The sequence below is a fragment of the Frankia sp. CcI156 genome (assembly GCF_001983015.1).
In the GTDB taxonomy this organism is placed as follows: domain Bacteria; phylum Actinomycetota; class Actinomycetes; order Frankiales; family Frankiaceae; genus Frankia; species Frankia casuarinae.
Window position 1 is genome coordinate 1 of sequence record NZ_MOMD01000066.1, and the last position, 17491, is coordinate 17491.

Sequence of the window (17491 nt, forward strand, 5' to 3'; positions counted from 1 at the left end):
CCTCGGCCGACGCGTGGGTCATCTTCTCCGCCCCGACCACCAGCACCCGGCGCGCCTGCCCGGACCGAATCGCCCGCACCCCGCACAGCAACGCCGCCGACCCGCTCGCACACGCGTTCTCCACCCGGGTCGCCGGGGTGAACAGCAGATCGTCATCGGCCTCCAGCACCAGCGAGGAAGGAAACGCCAACGGCTGCAACCCCGCGTTATAGGTACCGAGAACAATCTCGTCGATCTCCCGCGGGCGCAGACCCGCCGACGCGATCGCCTCCCGCGCGGCGGCAACGATCAGCGACTCCAGAGTCTCCTCGGGCAGACGGCCAAACGGGGTATGACCCCAGCCCACGATCTCCACGTCGTGGTCCACATCCAGTCCCTTCAACGCTCAGACACCCTTCACTGCTGAGACACCCCGGCAGGTCACTGCCAAGACACCCCGGCAGGTCACTGCCAAGACACCCCGGCAGGTCACTGCCAAGACACCCCGGCAGGTCCGCCCGCCACGCCGGCACCAGGCTTCGTGCCCACCTGAGCCAGCCGTACCGGTGTCACCTTCCGCACGTCGTCGGCGGTGACGCCCGGCGCCGTCTCCACCAGCACCAGACCATCGGAGGTCACGTCGATGACGGCGAGGTCGGTGATGATGCGCTGCACGACACCTGTGCCGGTCAGCGGGAGCGTGTTCGCGGGCAGGATCTTCGGCGATCCGTCCTTGGCGCAGTGCTCCATCAGAACGATCACGCGGCGGGCGCCGTGGACCAGGTCCATCGCGCCCCCCATGCCCTTGACCAGCTTGCCGGGCACCACCCAGTTCGACAGGTCCCCGCGCTCGCTGACCTGCATGGCGCCGAGGATCGCCGCATCGATCTTCCCCCCACGGATCATCCCGAAACTGGTGGCGGAGTCGAAGAAGCTTGCTCCCGTCGCGGTCGTCACCGTCTCCTTGCCGGCGTTGATGAGATCCGGGTCCTCCTCGCCGGCGACCGGGTAGGGACCCAGGCCGAGGATGCCGTTCTCACTCTGCAACACGATCTCCACGCCGTCGGGCACGTGGTTGGGAACCAGCGTCGGCAGACCGATGCCGAGGTTGACGTAGTCCCCGTCGTTGAGTTCCGCCGCCGCACGGGCGGCCATGTCGTCCCGGGACCAGGGCATCTCAGGCACCTCCTGCAGCGGTTGTGACGGCACGCAGGGTGAGCCGCTCGATCCCCTTGTCCGCGGCCTGGCCGGGCGTCAACGCCACCACCCGCTGCACGAAGACTCCGGGCAGGTGGATCTCGTCGGGATCCAGCGCACCCGGCTCGACGAGTTCCTCCACTTCCGCGATCGTCACCCTCCCGGCCATGGCGCAGAGCGGGTTGAAGTTGCGGGCGGCCCTGCGGAAAACCAGGTTGCCGTGCCGGTCACCACGCCGGGCCCGCACCAGGGCGAAGTCCGGCCGCAGCGCCGTCTCCCGCACGAAGACCTGCGGCACCCCGTCGACCTCGAAGACCTCGGTCGGCTTGGGCTGCGAGGCCAGCGCCACCTCGCCCGAGGCGTCGTACCTGATCGGCAGCCCGCCGTCGGCGACCTGCGTGCCGACGCCGGTGCGGGTGTAGAACGCCGCGATCCCGGCTCCACCGGCGCGCAGCCGCTCCGCCAGCGTCCCCTGCGGGTTGAACTCGATCTCGACCTTCCCGGAGAGGTACTGCCGTTCCAGTTCCTTGTTCTCCCCCACGTACGACGCCACCAGACGGCGGATCCGCCCGCCCTCCAGCAGCAGCGAGTTACCCACACCCGGGATCCCGCAGTTGTTGGAAATGACGGTCAGGTCCGAGGCCCCCTGTTCGGCGAGCGCGGCAAGGAGCACCGACGGGATGCCGCAGACCCCGAAACCACCACTCGCCACGCTGGCCCCGACCGGAATATCGGCGACCGCCTCCTGCGCCGACGCCACGACCTTGTCCACCTCACCCCTCCTTCAGCAGGGCCCGGCGCAGCAGAACCGTCTCGGGCGGCGCATCGGCCGGGATCGTGGTCAGCACAAGCCGGGCTCCGTCACGGGGCGCCTCGCCCTCGCCGTGCCAGAACGCGTCGGGAAGGACGACAGCCCGCGTGACATCGCCGGCCACGTCGACCGAGGAGGCGAATCGCACCGCCAGCGTCCAGTCGAAGTGCCCGGCCACATTGGTCAGCGAGGTATAGCCACCCGCCCGCTCCGGGAACTCCAGCGTGGCGGAGTCCCCGCGGCGGGCCCGGGCATCAAGGAGCAACAGTCCCAGCGGCGGCGACCCCAGGCGCCCCAGCCATTCGGCGAGGTACATGGAGGCGCTGTCGGCGTGGTCCTCGCTCACCTCGTCCAGCCCCGTGCCGGCCCGGTCATGTGCCCRCAGCAACCACCTCGCGGGCGACGGCACCGACAGCACGACCCGTCGCCGGGTCGAGTCCGCCAGCGTGCGCATGGTCAGGACCAACCGCTCGACGGCGGGCTCGTCACCGAGCAGGGTGCGTAACGCATAGCCCGTGCGGCTACGCTTCCCCAGCGCGCTCACCAGGTCAGGCGTCGCCGCGAGATACGCGTCGTAGAACGCCTCGGCATTGACGAACACCGCATCCGGATCCAGCAGGGCCTGGACCTGGGCGACGTGCCCGGTCAGGGCGGCGAGGTCACCCCAGGGGATCTCGCTGCCCTGCCGTAGCACTGCCGTCGCGTAGGCGTCGTRGTCGATCACCAGCGCCCGGCCGCCGGGCGCGGCAGCGAGCAGGGCAGTGAGAGAAGACATTCAGTGCTCCTTGAACCTCAGGGCTCCGTAAACCTCAGGCGAGACGGAACCTCAGGCGAGACGCTTGACGTCCTCGCCGTGCCTGTCCTCCAGCTCCCGCACGCGCGCCTCCAGCGCCGCGATCTTCAGCTCCCGGCGGTCCGGAATCACGATGATCGGCAGTTCCTTCAGCGGCGCCTTGACCCGCTGGGGACCGTCGATGGTGAACACCGTGGCGGTGAGGTCCTTGGTGTCGTCGCCCCAGGAGCCGTAGTAGAGGAGGTCCTTCGGCGGCTCCTCGGTGACGAAATCCTTGACGAACTCCGCGTAGGGCTTGCCGCGCGTCAGGCGCGTCTGGCGGACCCGCTCGCGGGCCTGCCTGGTGCCCTCGGCGTCGAGCCGGAAGGTGATCGGGTCATAGCGGACACCGAAGATCTCCTCGGCGACCTTCTGGCTGATCCGGCCGAGCTCGGCATCGCGCACCACCGACTCGGGCAGGCGCTCCAGCGGGTCGCCGTACCCACCACCGGCGCCCTGGGAGATCATGTAGAGCTCGCCGTCCTTGGCGCGGTCGTACTGCAGACCCATGTGATAGGTCGAGTACTTCCCGTCCGGGAACGGACGCTCGTTCATGACCTTCTCGATCGAGAGGTCGAACTTCTTGTTGTCCMGACGAATGTGCTCGTAGACATTCGTGCCCTTGACCATCGCCAGCGGGTAGGTGCCGCAGCCGTAGCCCCCGAACATGCCGTAGATGGACGAGAACTTCGCTCCGGAGGTCACCGTCATGAAGCCCCACTCCGGCGTGCCCTCGGCGGCCACGATCATCTCGTAGCCCATGCCGCCGGTGAACTTGCCGAAGCCCATGTTGTCGCGGACCAGGCGCTTGGCCACCAGCTGCATGAAGGGCACCTCCTCCTCCATGACCTCCTGCTCGGCCGTGTCGGCCATGGCGCAGAAGAGCGGCGAGACGGCGTCCTCACCGTCCCGGAAGGGCTTGGCTCCCCCGGGCATGCCGTTGAGGTCGGCACACAGGTTGCCGACCATGTCGCCGTGTTGGGTGACACCGCCCCACAGGAACGTGTTGATCTGGTTGAACCAGTTGGCCACGATGTTCGAGTACTTGTGCGGCGTGGAGAACGACATCTTTCCGTAGAGCGCCTGCATCATCGAGAAGCCTCGGAACGAGGCCTGCAGCGACTGTCCCATCGGGGCGTCGTAGGACGCGTCGGCCCAGGTGCCCTCGTCGGAGATGATCTCGATGCAGCTCATCGCCGCCGTGCAGCGCGGCAGGTCTGGCCACCAGAACGCCAGGATCGCCTGCATCATCATCGACTTCACCGAGCACAGCGGAGAGTTGATCGCCCGGTTGATGATCTCCGGTCCGGTGCCACGCAGGTCGACGGTCATCTTGTCGCCCTTGACGTGGATCCTGCAGGCGATCTTGATGAGGATGTTCTCCTTCAGCGTCGAGTCCATGAACTGGTTGAAGGAGTACGTGCCGTCGGGAAGCTCGGAGATCCGGCGGCGGACCTCCGCGTCGACGTCCTCGACGGTGACCCGCAGGGCCGCCACGAACGTGTCGACGCCGACCTCGTCGATGACCTTGTCGATGCGCTCCATGATCTTGCGTACCGCGGTGATCTTCACCTTCAGGTCGGCCAGCTGCAGCTTGGGGTCGCGCACCGAGTGCTGGAGGAAGGTCAGCAGGTCCCGGCGCAGATGACCACGCTCGACGATCTTGAACGGGCTCATCCGGAGGCCGTCGTCGAACGGGGTCTCCGAGCCCGACGRCATGCCGCCCGGCTCGCAGGCGCCGTTCTCGCCTTCGTGGATGGTCGCCGCCACCCACGCGATGATCTCACCCCCACGTATGATCGGCATGATCATCGACTGGTCGGTGTTGTGGACGTTGCCGAACCGGGCGTCGTTGTGGATGAATCCGTCGCCCTCGTGGATACCGACGGTCGGCTCGTCCTTCCAGTACTTCATGATGTACCGGATCGGGTGGTGCAGGATCGCGGAGAACGCGATCACCCCGTGGCAGGAGAGGTAGGACACGTCCCCGGCCGCGGTGTAGATCGCGGTCGTCAGGTCACCCCACTTCGCCCCGGGCGCGGCACCCTGCGCCTCGCACATCTCGTAGCCCTCGTCGAGCGCACCGGCAATCCGCTTGCGGATCCGCTCGACCACCAGCCGGTCGACACCGGCGGCGATCGCCGTCTCCTCCCGCGACGTCCGTTCCTGGATGGAGTGGTCACGCATGATCACCGGGTCGGGACCGAGGAAGAGGGTGGTCTCGTCCATGAACTGGTCGACCCACTCCCGCTCCTGGGGCGTGAGGGTGTTCTGCTCGGCGGCCTGCTCCTGCGTGGCGCTGTCGTCCGTGACAGTCATCGTCTTCTCCCTGGTGCGCTCGACGGTGTACTCGATCAGTCCTGCAGGAACCAGACGGCGCCCTGCACCGTCGGCTCCAGACGCCAGCCCGGCTCGACGAGGTAGGTGGTGTTCTCGGTGGTGACGATCGCGGGGCCGGGGATCACCCGCTCGTGCGACAGCGCGGYCTGGTCGTAGACCGGCGTCTCGATCGAGTCGTCCTGGCCGATGAAGTAGACCTTGCGGTGCGACACCTCGGTCGGCACCGTGCGCTCGCCGCCGGCCTCYAGCGAGTCGAAGTTGACGACGTCGCCGTCGACGTAGGAGGCCACCCGCACGGTCCCCACCCGGATCCCGGCTTCGGGTGCCGCGCTGCTGGCGCCGAACCGGTGGCTGTAGACATCACCGAAGGTGCGGATCATGTGCAGTACGTCGCCCACACCGTTCATCCGGTTGATGTCGAGGGCGACGGCCTGGGTGAGCAGCTGGTTGCCGTAGCGCATGTCCRGTTCCAGGCGGTACTTCACGTCGTCGGCCGCGAAGCCCTGACGCACCAGGTCCTCCCGGCCCCGGGCCTCGAGTTCCTCGACGRTCGCGTTGAACTCCTCGTACTTGTCGTACAGCGACCGGGAGGTGGCGTTGTACATCGTGATGTGCACGCCGCGCTCGTGGAAGTGCAGCTGCTTCATGTTGCCGGCGCCGCAGGCGGAGAACACCGACGAGAACGGCGGGGCCAGGATCTGCTTGATGCCGGCATGGCGAGCAATACCGCAGGCGTGCAGCGGACCGTTGCCGCCGTAGGCGAGCATCGTGAAGTCCTCCGGCAGGTAGCCGCGCACCCGCAGCTCCTTGCCGATGCCGATCGCCATCTGCTCGTCAACACCGTCCTTGATCGCGCGGGCGATGGCGAGAACGTCCATGTCGAGCTGGTCGCACAGGTTCTCTTCGACGGCGAACCGGGAGCGCTTCGGGTTGAGCTTGATGTAGCCGTTGGCGTAGTTGTCCGGGTCCAGATAGCCGAGCAACAGGTCGGCGTCGGTCACCGTCGGACGCAGTCCGCCGCGGTCGTAGCAGGCCGGGCCGGGGTTGGAGCCGGCCGACTCCGGGCCGATCTTGATGGAGTTGTGAATCCGGTCGTACGACGCGATGGAGCCGCCGCCGGCACCGAGCGTGTCGAGGTGCACCATCGGCACCGACACCAGCCAGCGGTCGATGGTCGGCAGGAAGTCGTAGTGCTTCACGCCGCCCTCGGGCACCAGGCCGATGTCGAAGGACGTRCCGCCCATGTCAGTGGAGATCACATGGCCCAGGCCCGTCTCGTTCGACAGGTGCTCCGCGGCGCCGACGCCGGCGATCGGACCGGAGTGGATGGTCTGCAGGGCGTCGGTGGAGTTCATCTGCGCCATGCCACCGGAGTTGTGGATGACCAGCATCGGCTTGCCGTAGCCGGCGTCGCGCAGGTTGTTCGAGAGCTGGCTGAGCGCGTGAAACATGATCTCGTGCAGGAAGCCGTCCACGATGGTGGAGGTCGCCCGCACGTATTCGCCCTTGCGACCGGAGACCTGGTGKCCCAGCAGCACCGGGATGGCACCCAGCTCGTGGGCCGGGAACTCGTCGAGGATGATCTCCTGGATCGCCAGCTCGTGCTCGGGGTTCTCGGTGGCGTTGACCAGCGAGACCACCAGGGCCTCGGCGCCGGCATCCACCAGCTCACGGACCACCGTGCGGACGTCCTCGGGATCGAGCCTCGCCACGATCGTGCCGGCCGAGTTGACGCGTTCCTTGACCGAGCGGATCAGGTAGCGCGGCACCAGCGGTTCGGGCCGTTCGGCTGCCGGGAGGTTCTGTTGCATCGAGTAGTCCAGGCCCTCGCCGTACCCCCGGYCGCGGGAGAGCGGGATGGTGTCCTCGAAGCCATGAGTGACGATCGCCCCCACCTTGGGTCCCTTGCGCTCGATGAGAGCGTTGGTGCCCAGGGTGGTGGCGTAGCGGACCGAGTCGACCTCGGTGAGCACGGTGCCGCGGTCCAGTCCGGCCCGGCTGCACGCCAGGTCGAGCGCCTCGTTGAAGCCCAGCGCCAGGTTGTGGTGCGTGGTCAGCGCCTTCGCCTCGACRTAGGTCTCGTCCCAGACGAAGAAGCAGTCGGTGAAGGTGCCGCCGATGTCGACGGAGATACGTTTCATTGTCTCGGTTCTCCCTGCGAGATCAGCGGATGTGGCCGGTCGCCTTGTGCATGGCGGTGTATTTCTGCGCGTCCTCGCCGGGCCCGTAGTTGTGGACCTGCTCGGGGTCGACGCCGCGTTCCTCCCACTGGGTGCGCAGCGCGGCGACGTCGATGACGAGATCGGCCGTCGGCGGGTGTCCCGGGGGCACGTATTCGGTCTCGATCTGGGTGGCRCAGCCGGGGCAGTAGAATTCCAGGATCCGGCAGTACGTCGGGTCCGGGGAAAAGGTGAACTCGTAGCGGYCGGGATTGATGATCGGCTGGTGGATCTCCCGTGGGTCGCGGTCGTAGACCAGGCAGCCGAGTTTGTAGTTCCCGTGGGCAGACCAGATGTCGCGGCYGCACACCCGGCAGACCCAGCGCTCGGTGTCGAGGTCGATGACCAGGTATTCGGTCATGGGGACCCGCATGATGACTTTCCTCTCGTAGCTGTCAGGGGACGCTCGGGGCCGTCAGGGGAGGTCAGTGGGTGTCGGTCAGCAGCAGGTCCCCCGAGGCGGTGACCCGGAACTGCCAGCCGGGCAGCACGCGGGCGGTGAAGAACGGGCCCTCGACGATCAYCGGGCCCTCGCCACTTCCACCGGGCGGCATCTCGGCGAGCACGAACACCGGCACCTTGTCGACCTGGTCGGGCGCGGAACGGACCAGGCGGGTCTCATTGCTCGTCACCCGGATCGCGGGCACGTCGGTGTCGGGAGCAACGTCGGGGTGCGGCAGCGCGGCCGTCACCGACAGTTGCAGGGAGACCTGCTTCCCGGGGAAGTCCGCGGCGTCGCCGGACTGGTACGGCCTGGTCTCCACCGGCGACCCGTCGGTCTCCTCGATGGTGAGCAGTACCTCGGTGCGGCAGTCGTCGAGGTCGTAGCCCTCCTGGAAAATGTCGCGCCTGGCCCGGGCAAGCATCTCGTCGTACGTCGCCGCGGTGCTTGCCGTGGTCGGCTCCGGCACGCCGACCTCGTAGGTCTTGCCGATGTCGGAGAAGGCAATGCCGAACGYGGAGAAGACCGCCGCCATCCGCGGGATCAGCACCTTCTTCACCCCTGCCGGACGAGCGGCACCAACGGCGCTCATCGGGCCGGCGCCACCGAAGGCGATGAGGGTCGAGTTCTCCTCGATCAGGTGCGCGAAGGAGTGTGCCAGCGCCTCGAAGTAGGCCCGCTCCATCCGGATCAGCGACTCCTCCAGGCTGATGCCCAGCGGCTCGGCGATGGTCTCGGTGATGACCGCGGCCGAACGGTCGGCGTCGAGCCGGAAGGTGCCGTCGAGGTAGGTGCTGGCGTCGAGGACGCCGAGCAGCAGGTTGACGTCGGTGATCGTGGCTTCCTTGCCACCGAAGCCGAAGCAGGCGGGGCCGGGGGCCGCCCCCACACTGCGCGGCCCGACCATGATCTGCCCGTCCACCACCGAGATCACCGAGGACCCACCGACCCCGGTCGAGTGCACGTTGCTCATCGGGTAGGAGATCGGGACGCCCTCGATGGTGCCGCGCTCATCGGCCGCCGCCGCGCCGCCGCGGACGACCCCCACGTCGGTGGTGGTGCCGCCGATGTCCATCATCAGCGTGTGATCGAGGCCGTACGTGCGAGCCAGCGCCGCCGTACCTTCCAAGCCGCCGCGCGGCCCGGAGGAGTACGTCTTCAGCGCCACCGCCTTGGCCACCCGCGAGGAGGCTCCGTCGTTGCGGTAGACCAGCAGCGGGTTGAGCACCCTGTACGACTTCAGCCGCCGCTCCGCCCCGTACAGGAACCGCTCCATGGTCGGGTGCAGGAACGAGTTGAGCACGCACGACCACACCCGACGCGGGTGGTCCCGGTCGCCGGCGAGGGACCACGAGTACAGGAGCGGGATCGAGCCGAGCAGGTGCCGCGGGAACTTGCGCAGCAACACGCTGCGTAGGCGACGCTCCTGTTCCGGCGACTCACCAGCCACCACCACCCGGGCGGCGCCCAGGGTGGTGAGCTGGTTGATCCGCTGGACGACTTCGAAGTCGATCTCCTCATCGGTCGCGCCCATGTCGATGGTGAGCATCCGGTCGGCGATCAGGCCGTCGAAGAGGTCCTTCTCGGCTTCACCGCCGCGCATCCGCTCGAACAGGCCCGGCATCGTGGTGAGGATGCCGATCATCGGGCCCCGCCGCTCGACCAGGGCGTTGGTGCCCTGGGTGGTCGAGTATCGGATGTGCTGCGTAGCGTGCAGCAGCTTCTCCGTGTTGGCTTCGCCGTAGAGGGCGACCGAGGCCTTCTCGATCCCGTCGAAGAGGCACTCCGACAGGTCGTGCGGAGTAGTGAGGGACTTGGTGTAGGTGAACTGGTCGCCATCCCAGACGCAGATGTCGGTAAGCGTGCCACCGTTGTCGATGTTGATCAGGGTGTCCATGACGCTCCTCGGTTCGTGACTCCCTGGGTTCCATGCGCAGGCCCCGTTGTTGGGACAACCCTGCTGGTGTCCCACCGGGTGTCGGTGTCCCAAAATTGGACACTCACTGCTCTTGGATGTGGCGTGGCTCTCAGCCACGATGTTCTTCCACGGGGCCATCCAGGACCCCCGAGGAGGTGCACATGCCGGACACCGCGAACCGCCTCTTACGGGTGGCCGCAGCCCGGGCGGACTTCCTGGAGTGCGGCCGCGCGGGTGCCGTCGGTGTCCCCGACGTGCTCGCGGCATCATGGGAACGCAGCCAGGCGGCCGGCGTCGACAGCGCACGGCCGCACAGCGACTACATCGACGACATCGACACCGGGTCCCGGCTGGTGCGCTGCGCACGCCCGGTGCTCACTCAGCTCRGCAACGACACCGCGGACCTCCCGCTGGTCATCGCCCTGACCGACCACAGGGCCAGRCTGGTTCAGCGCATCGACTTGTCATCGACGGTCGGGCGGTTGCTCGACAGGGTCGAATTCGCGCCAGGGTTCAACTACTCCGAGTCGATGATGGGCACCAACGGTGTGGGCACCGTGATCGAGGCCGGTCAGCCGGTCAGCATCGTCGGGCCGGAGCACTTCACCGAGCCCCTGCAATGCTTCGCCTGCACCGGCGCCCCGGTCATCGATCCTCTCACCGGCCGGGTGGAGGGAGTGCTGGACATCTCCACGCTCACCCAGACCTGGAGCCCGCTGATGCACACCTTGGTGAAGAGCGCCGCCAAGGACATCAGCCGCAACCTGTTACTGGATCGCAGCCAGTCCCAGCAGGCCGTTTTCGAGACCTACCTGCGCGTCGAAGCCCGGGCGTCCCGACAGGCCGTCTTCGCCTTCGGTGACTCGGTCTTCATCGCCAACACCCCGGCCCAGGGCCTGTTCGACGCCAGCGAGCAGCTGACCCTGCGCGAGCACGCGACCTTCCTCATGAGCCGCCGCGACCGGGTGAGCGACACCCTGGTCCTGCCGGGGGGACGCATGGTCCATATCCGGGGCACCCGGATCCTGGCCGGCTCCGAGGTGGCCGGCATGGTGGTGATCGCCGACCTCGTCGCCACGGAGAAGGCCGGATCGCCGGGCGACTTCACCGAGCAGGTGCTGCCACAGATCGCGGTCGCGACCCTGCAGACCTCCCGCATCGCCGGCGACCTGTACMGGCCGCACGAGACCATTACCGGTGGTCGGTCACCGGCATGGGTACGCGCGTGCGACAAGCTGCGCGAAGCCCTCATAGCGAAGAAGCCGGCGATCGTGCTCGGTGAGACCGGCACCGGCAAGTTCACCCTGGTCGCCGAGATCTTCCACGCCTCACACCCGGGCGGCCGAAGCGTGTCGATGGACGCCTCCCAGCTGACCATCGAGAACTCCGAGACCGACATCGACTCACTGCTCGCGGGCAAGCCAGAGCCGACCCTCTACATCGTCCGCAATGTCGACCAGGCCAGCACCGAAGSGGTCGAACAGCTCGACGTGTTCTTCACTGCGATCGGCAGGCTCGACAACCCGACCTCATTCGTTGCGACCCTGTCGGACTCCTCACTGGACTCCGACCTGCCGYTCCACGCACTCCTCGGCCACTTCGAGGTAGCGATCACTGTGCCGCCGCTGCGATGCCGTACCGATGACCTCACCGCCATCACCTCGTCGGTCCTGCGCGACATGGCCCCCAACCGCAAGGTGCGGCTCAGCCCAGCCGCCGAGCGGATCATCGCGCGCTACTCCTGGCCACGCAACGTCTCCCAGCTGCGCGAGGCCCTCGAACACGCGCTGCGGCGGCGACCGGTCGGGGAGATCCAGGCCCAGGACCTGCCGGCCTACTGCCAGACCACCTCGCGGCACGTKCTCACCCCGCTGGAGGCAGCCGAGCGGGACACGATCGTCGCCGCTCTCCAGGAGACCGAGGGCAACCGAATGCTGGCGGCCACCAGGCTCGGGATGTCGCGGTCCGGCCTTTACCGCAAGCTGAAGGCCTACGGCATCACCGCCTGACGGGCATCACCGCCTGACGCGTCCCCGGTGGGACGGACCGCCCTTGGCTCAGTCTGAACCAGGGCATGCCCCGCGCCGGCGGTCCGYATGAAGCGGAGAGGTATAAGCCCGTGCAGCCGTCTCATGTTGAGACCGCCTTCCCGCCGCCCATGGGGTGTGATGTTGTGTGATGCAAATCACCCGAATGACGTGGTCGTCACCCCGAGTACAGCCCAACCAGTGACCCGCCCTGGCTTCGGTGACCGTCCGCGCTCACACCGTAAGGAGTCGTATGAGCCGCCAGCGCCCGACGGCGATGCGTGAGACCTACCTATTGATCGACAGACTGTCGGCGGAGTTCGGGCAGGCGCGGTGAGTGAGTACGGGAAAGCCACGCGACGCGGGCTGCTGGCCAGTGCCCCGCTGATCGCCGCGGCRCCCATCACCACGCTTGCGGCCTCGATCACGGCAGCTGAGCAGCACACCTCGAGTGAACAGCACACCTCGATGCCTGCAAGCCATCCGGCCACAGGCCACGGGGCGATGATCGGCCCCGGGGTCCCGGCACCARGCGGCCCCCACGACCTCGACGACCTCCTCCACCCGCCGYCGGCTCTGGTACATCAGCCCGGCCGAGTGCGCGAATACAAGATCTTCGCTATGGACAAGGAGATCGAGATTGCGCAGGGTGTCACCTTCCCGGCCTGGACGTACAACGGCACGGTTCCCGGTCCGGTCATCCGCGCGACCGAGGGTGACCTGCTACGCGTGCGGTTCACCAACGGCAGTATGCACCCGCATACCATTCATTTCCACGGGATACACCCAGCGAATATGGATGGTGTCTTCGAGATCGTCGATCCCGGTGGAACCTTCGTTTACAATTTCCCGGCGACCCCCTACGGGATGCACATGTACCACTGCCACGCGACGCCGCTCAAGAAACATATTGCCAAGGGCCTTTACGGCGCATTAATCATCGATCCACCGCAGCCACGCCCGACGGCGCGGGAGTTCGTCATGGTCATGAACGGCTTCGATACCGACGGCGACGGTGAGAACAACTTCTACACGGTCAACGGGCGCGCCTTCTACTATGCGCGCTATCCCATCCAGATCAAACGCGGCGAACTGGTCCGGATCTACCTGGCCAACCTGACCGAGTTCGATCTCATAAACTCGTTTCACCTGCACGGCGAGTTCTTCCGCTACTACCCGACCGGCTCGGGGGACCAGTACGAGTACACGGACACGGTCATGCTCTGCCAGGGCCAACGCGGGATCATCGAGATCGAATTCCATTACCCGGGCCRCTTCATGTTCCATGCCCACCAGTCGGAGTTCGCCGAACTCGGCTGGATGGGATTTTTCGAGGTGACCAACTCATGACCAGCGAATCCCGACGGTTCCCGGAGGCCTCGCGGTCGGGCGGCCTKCGCTGGCGGCTGTGGGCGCTGGTTCCGATCACCCTGCTCGGTGCGGTCGTCTGGTTGTTCACGTCCACCGGAACGTCACTAACCGGACTCATCCGCGCCAATCCTCCCGCACCCGACGAATTCGCCGTTCGCCGCGTCGTCTTCGAACCGGGCGAGATCCGCATCCACGTCACCAACCCCCAGCATGCCGACCTCACCATCGCCGTGGTCACAGTCGACGACGCGATCGTGCCTTTCACGGTGGATGGTGGAAGCGTCCTGCATCATCTGCGTTCGGCCACCATTGCTGTCCCCTACCCGTGGATACCCGAGGAGCCGATCGCGGTCGGGGTGACAAGCTCCACCGGAATCCAGACCAGCAAGAAGATCACAGCGGCGGTCGAGACGCMCGGCGTTACCGGCCGCAGCATCCTTGGCTACACAATCATCRGCTTCCTCGTCGGCGTGGTACCGATCGCGCTCGGACTGGCCTGGCTGCCCTCGCTACGCCGGGCCGACTCCCGCTGGACCAGCGGCTTTCTGGCGCTCACCGCTGGTCTGCTCACCTTCGTGGCCTTCGACGCCCTCGGCGAGGCATTCGAACTTCAGGCCGGCCTGCCCACCAGCCTGCACGGTACCGGGGTGGTCCTGTTCGGTGTCGCCGCCAGCTACCTTGCCCTGACCTTCGTCGCCAGCCGCCTGTCCGGCAATACCGGTGCCGGGCTGAGCGGAGCCACGCTGGCAACGCTCRTCGCGATCGGTATCGGCCTGCATAATCTCGGTGAGGGCCTGGCCATCGGCTCCTCCTTCGCGCTGGGAAAGCTCGTCCTCGGCACGTTCCTCATCGTCGGATTCATGATCCACAATATCACCGAGGGACTTGGCATCGCGGCCCCGCTCGCGGAACAGTCCGAGGTGAAGGCGCCCCGGCTCGTCAGCCTCGCGCTTGTCGCGGGTGCGCCCGCCATAGCCGGAACCTGGATCGGTGGATTCCTCATCAACGACGTCCTCGGGGTGCTGTTCCTGTCCATCGCGGTCGGAGCAGCCCTGCAGGTCGTCGTCGAGATCGGACGCCGCCTGGCCCGCCGGGCACCCGGCGGGCTCGGCACCGGTCACGTCCTCGGGGGATTCCTCGCCGGCATCGCCGTCATGTACACCACCGGACTGCTCACCGGCTGAGCGCGGATGGACCCCCAGGCACAGAAGCGGGAGCCGGTGGCGGCAGGAGTTCTCCAGGCCGCCACCGGCTCCCGCTGTCAGTTCGACGTTGAAAAGCGGTTGACCGGGCTGGGACAGCTGTCCGATCACTTCCGTGTTGGTCGCGAAGCCGGTCCGGCGGTAGGCGGCCCGCCGGACCGGCGTCATCCGCTCCGGAAACGGTGGTGCTGACCGGACGCGAGACCGTTCCTGCCGTGGCGTGTCGGCAGCTGCCGACACGCCCACCGGCCGCCTGACGATCAGGCGATGTTGGAAGGCCGGACCAGGCCCTCCGCGAGATCCCCGAATCCGGGAGCGATCACGGCACCCGGGTTGCCGATGACCTCCTCGACAACCAGGGTTTCCGTTGTCAGCAACAGCGCGGCGATCGACGCCGCGCTCTGCAGCGCGCAACGGGTAACTTTCACCGGGTCGATGACACCGAAGCCGGCCATCTCCCCGTATTCTCCGGTCGCGGCGTTGAAACCGTGACCGCGCGGCAGCTCGGCGACCCGCTTGACCACTTCGTCGCCGTCGTAGCCGGCGTTGATCGCGATCCAGCGCAGTGGTTCGGCGATGGCCCGCCGAACGATCTCCCTGCCTTCGGCGGCGTCGCCGGTCAGCGTGAGCTTGTCAAGGGCCGAGGCCGCTTGCAGCAGTGCGGTACCACCGCCCGCCACGACACCTTCGGCGAGAGCAGCCCGTGCCGCCGCGAGGGAGTCCTCGACCCGGTGCAGCTTCTCCTTCAACTCCACACCGGTCACGGCGCCGACCCGGATCACCGCGACGCCGCCGGACAACCGGGCGATCCGGGTCTGCAACGTGTCCTGGTCGTGGGGGTTCTCCGCCCGTTCAAGCTCCCGCTTGAGCTGGTCGATCCGGGCATGGATCTCGGTGGCGGAACCGGCGCCGTCGACGATCGTAGTCGCATGCTCGGTAATGGTGGCCTTCTTGCAACGCCCGAGCTGGCCGAGGGTGACCCGGTCCAGGGAAAGCCCGGCATCCGCGGTAATCACCTGACCGCCCAGAAAAACCGCGAGATCGTTGAGCTCGGCCAACCGACGGTKACCGAAACCGGGTGCCCGGACCACCGCGGACCGGAAGGTCCCGTGCACATTGTTGGCGACCAGCATGCCCAGTGCCGGTCCCTCGACGTTCTCCGCGAAGACGATCAACTGGCCGCCGGCCCGGGTGACCAGCTCGAGGACCGGCATCAGGGTCTGAACCTGAGAGATCTTCTCGTTGGTCAACAGGATGTAGGGGTCGGTGTAGGCGGCCTCCATCCGCTCGGTGTCGGTGACCATGTACGGCGAGAGGTACCCGTTGTCCAACTCGATACCGTCCACGAAGCTGACCTCGAGTCCGAAGATCGGGGATTCCTCGACCGTGACCACCYCGTCGCAGCCGACCCGGCCAAGGGCCGCGGCCACGACGTCGCCGATCCGGGCATCGTTGTTGGCGGCGAGGGTCGCCACCCGGGCAAGATCGGCCTCGCCCTCGACCTCTCCCCGGTACTTTTCAAACTCCTCTAGCAGGGCGGCCACGGCAGCCTCGATGCCGTTCTTGAGAAACATCGGGTTGGCGCCCCCGTCCACGGCATGCAGACCCTCCCGGACGAGGGCCTGCGCGAGCACGGTGGCGGTGGTGGTTMCGTCGCCGGCAGTGCCGTTGGTCTTGGTCGCGACCTCCTTGACCAGTTGCGCCCCCATGTTGGCGAAGGGGTTACGCAGCTGGATCTCCCTGGCTATGGTCACACCGTCATTGGTGATGGTGGGCGGCCCGGTCAGTTTTTCGATGACGGCGTTGCGGCCCTTTGGACCCAGAGTCACCTTGACGGCGTCCGCCAGGGCATTGACCCCGGCCTCCAGCAGGCGGCGCGCCTCGACATTGAACCGCAGATCCTTGGCCATCTCTTCCTCAGTCCTTCCGCTCCGCATCCGTCAAGGCGGGCCGATGGCGGCACGATCGTGGCTGCGAGCAGCTGGCGGGGCATGGTGGCGAAACCAGCCCCACCTGGAGCCCGATCCGATCGCACAGTCGCGCCGCCGGAGCCCTGGGTTCCCGAGCCACGCACAGATCGGGTCCGAGTGATCAGTAGATCAGGGGATCAGGATCGCCCGACCGCGCACCTTGCCGTGGTGAAGGTCGTCGAGCGCCTGGTGGAACTCTGCCAGGGGGTAGGCACTCGTGTGCAGGGTGACCTTGCCACGGGTTGCGAGAACCATCAGCTCAACGAGGTCGCTGTACGATCCGACCAGGTTACCGATGAAGTTGATCTCAGTGGAAATGATGTCGATGGTGGAGACGTTCAGCACCCCGCCATAGCCGACAACATAATACGAACCGGCGCGACGCAGCATGGCGACACCCGCCTCGATCGCRCCGCCTTCGCCGACAAAGTCGATGACTGCCTCGGCGCCGCTGCCCCCGGTGAGATCGAGTACCGCGGACACCTCGCTGCCGTCGGCCCGCACCGTGTGGTCGGCGCCCAGTTCGCCGGCGAGCCGCAACGCCTCGGCGGAGCGGTCGACGACGATGATCTCGGCTGGGGTGAGGGCACGCAGCACCTGCACACCGATGTGGCCCAGACCGCCGGCTCCGATCACCACGACCCGGTCACCGGGACTCAGCGCCGCGGCTGCCTTGCGTGCCGCGTGATAGGCGGTCAGTCCGGCGTCGGCCAGTGCCGCCACATCCGCCGGTTGCAACGACGGGTCGAGTTTGACCACCGACCGGGCGTTGGTCCGCAGCAGTTCGGCGTAGCCGCCGTCGCTGTCGATTCCGGGAAAGGACGCCCGGGCGCAGTGCACGTCGTCGCCGTCCCGACAGGCCCGGCATAGCCCGCAGGTGACCAGCGGGTGCAGGATGACCGGGTCGCCCACGGCGATGTCGCTCACCGCCGAACCGACCTCGTGCACCCAGCCGGCGTTCTCGTGGCCGAGCACGTACGGCAGGGTCACGCCCGACTTCTGCTCCCACTGCCCTTCGATGATGTGCAGGTCGGTCCGACAGACACCGGCGCCGCCGATCCTGACCACCACGTCCAGCGGATGGAGGATCTTGGGCTCGGGGACGTCTACCAGCCGCGGCGCGTTGTCGTACTTGATGACCTGGAYGGCCCTCATCGGCCCACCTCCACGTTCGTCGCTGTCA

The 17491-nt window shown here is 67.3% G+C and carries 13 protein-coding genes; 3 read left to right on the top strand and 10 right to left on the bottom strand.

Annotated elements, in window-relative coordinates:
• The 8 genes from CcI156_RS20225 to CcI156_RS20260 all read right to left on the bottom strand — a co-directional run.
• Positions 1–382: beta-ketoacyl synthase N-terminal-like domain-containing protein (locus CcI156_RS20225; RefSeq protein ID WP_304413245.1), on the bottom strand; the 382-nt coding region annotated here is incomplete at its 3' end.
• Between the two features lie 86 nt (positions 383–468).
• The gene (locus tag CcI156_RS20230; protein WP_011436913.1) at positions 469–1155 is read right to left on the bottom strand and encodes a 3-oxoacid CoA-transferase subunit B; all 687 of its coding nucleotides are present in this window, start codon (positions 1153–1155) and stop codon (positions 469–471) included.
• A gap of 1 nt (position 1156) precedes the next feature.
• On the bottom strand, positions 1157–1948 hold the full coding sequence (locus CcI156_RS20235; RefSeq protein ID WP_011436914.1) for a CoA transferase subunit A: 792 nt from the start codon (positions 1946–1948) through the stop codon (positions 1157–1159).
• Between the two features lies 1 nt (position 1949).
• Positions 1950–2762, bottom strand: a complete 813-nt coding sequence (locus CcI156_RS20240; protein ID WP_076807560.1) for a hypothetical protein — start codon at positions 2760–2762, stop codon at positions 1950–1952.
• A 51-nt stretch (positions 2763–2813) separates the two neighbouring features.
• Positions 2814–5138 carry a hydantoinase B/oxoprolinase family protein gene (locus CcI156_RS20245; RefSeq protein ID WP_076807562.1) on the bottom strand — a complete coding sequence of 775 codons (2325 nt, stop codon included), beginning with the start codon at positions 5136–5138 and terminating at the stop codon, positions 2814–2816.
• 35 nt (positions 5139–5173) lie between these two features.
• Entirely contained in the window at positions 5174–7300 is a 2127-nt protein-coding gene (locus tag CcI156_RS20250; protein WP_076807564.1) for a hydantoinase/oxoprolinase family protein, read from the bottom strand.
• 22 nt (positions 7301–7322) lie between these two features.
• On the bottom strand, positions 7323–7751 hold the full coding sequence (locus tag CcI156_RS20255) for an acetone carboxylase subunit gamma (protein WP_076807565.1): 429 nt from the start codon (positions 7749–7751) through the stop codon (positions 7323–7325).
• A gap of 52 nt (positions 7752–7803) precedes the next feature.
• Positions 7804–9717: a hydantoinase/oxoprolinase family protein gene (locus tag CcI156_RS20260; RefSeq protein ID WP_076807567.1), complete on the bottom strand. Its 1914-nt coding sequence runs from the start codon at positions 9715–9717 to the stop codon at positions 7804–7806.
• A gap of 182 nt (positions 9718–9899) precedes the next feature.
• Here CcI156_RS20260 and CcI156_RS20265 point away from each other — a divergent pair, with 182 nt between their 5' ends.
• From CcI156_RS20265 to CcI156_RS20275, 3 genes are all read left to right on the top strand, one after another.
• Positions 9900–11747, top strand: a complete 1848-nt coding sequence (locus CcI156_RS20265) for a sigma-54-dependent Fis family transcriptional regulator (RefSeq protein WP_076807586.1) — start codon at positions 9900–9902, stop codon at positions 11745–11747.
• A gap of 486 nt (positions 11748–12233) precedes the next feature.
• Positions 12234–13115 (top strand): multicopper oxidase domain-containing protein, encoded by an 882-nt coding sequence (locus CcI156_RS20270; protein WP_076807588.1) that lies wholly within the window; start codon positions 12234–12236, stop codon positions 13113–13115.
• On the top strand, positions 13112–14320 hold the full coding sequence (locus CcI156_RS20275; RefSeq protein WP_076807569.1) for a ZIP family metal transporter: 1209 nt from the start codon (positions 13112–13114) through the stop codon (positions 14318–14320). Before CcI156_RS20270 ends, CcI156_RS20275 begins: the two co-directional genes overlap by 4 nt.
• 278 nt (positions 14321–14598) lie before the next feature.
• Here the strand turns inward: CcI156_RS20275 and groL are convergent, their stop codons facing one another.
• The gene (gene groL / locus CcI156_RS20280; protein ID WP_076807590.1) at positions 14599–16248 is read right to left on the bottom strand and encodes a chaperonin GroEL; all 1650 of its coding nucleotides are present in this window, start codon (positions 16246–16248) and stop codon (positions 14599–14601) included.
• 189 nt (positions 16249–16437) lie between these two features.
• Complete coding sequence (locus CcI156_RS20285; RefSeq protein ID WP_076807571.1) at positions 16438–17463, bottom strand: NAD(P)-dependent alcohol dehydrogenase; 1026 nt, start codon at positions 17461–17463, stop codon at positions 16438–16440.
• Positions 17464–17491: the final 28 nt, after the last annotated feature.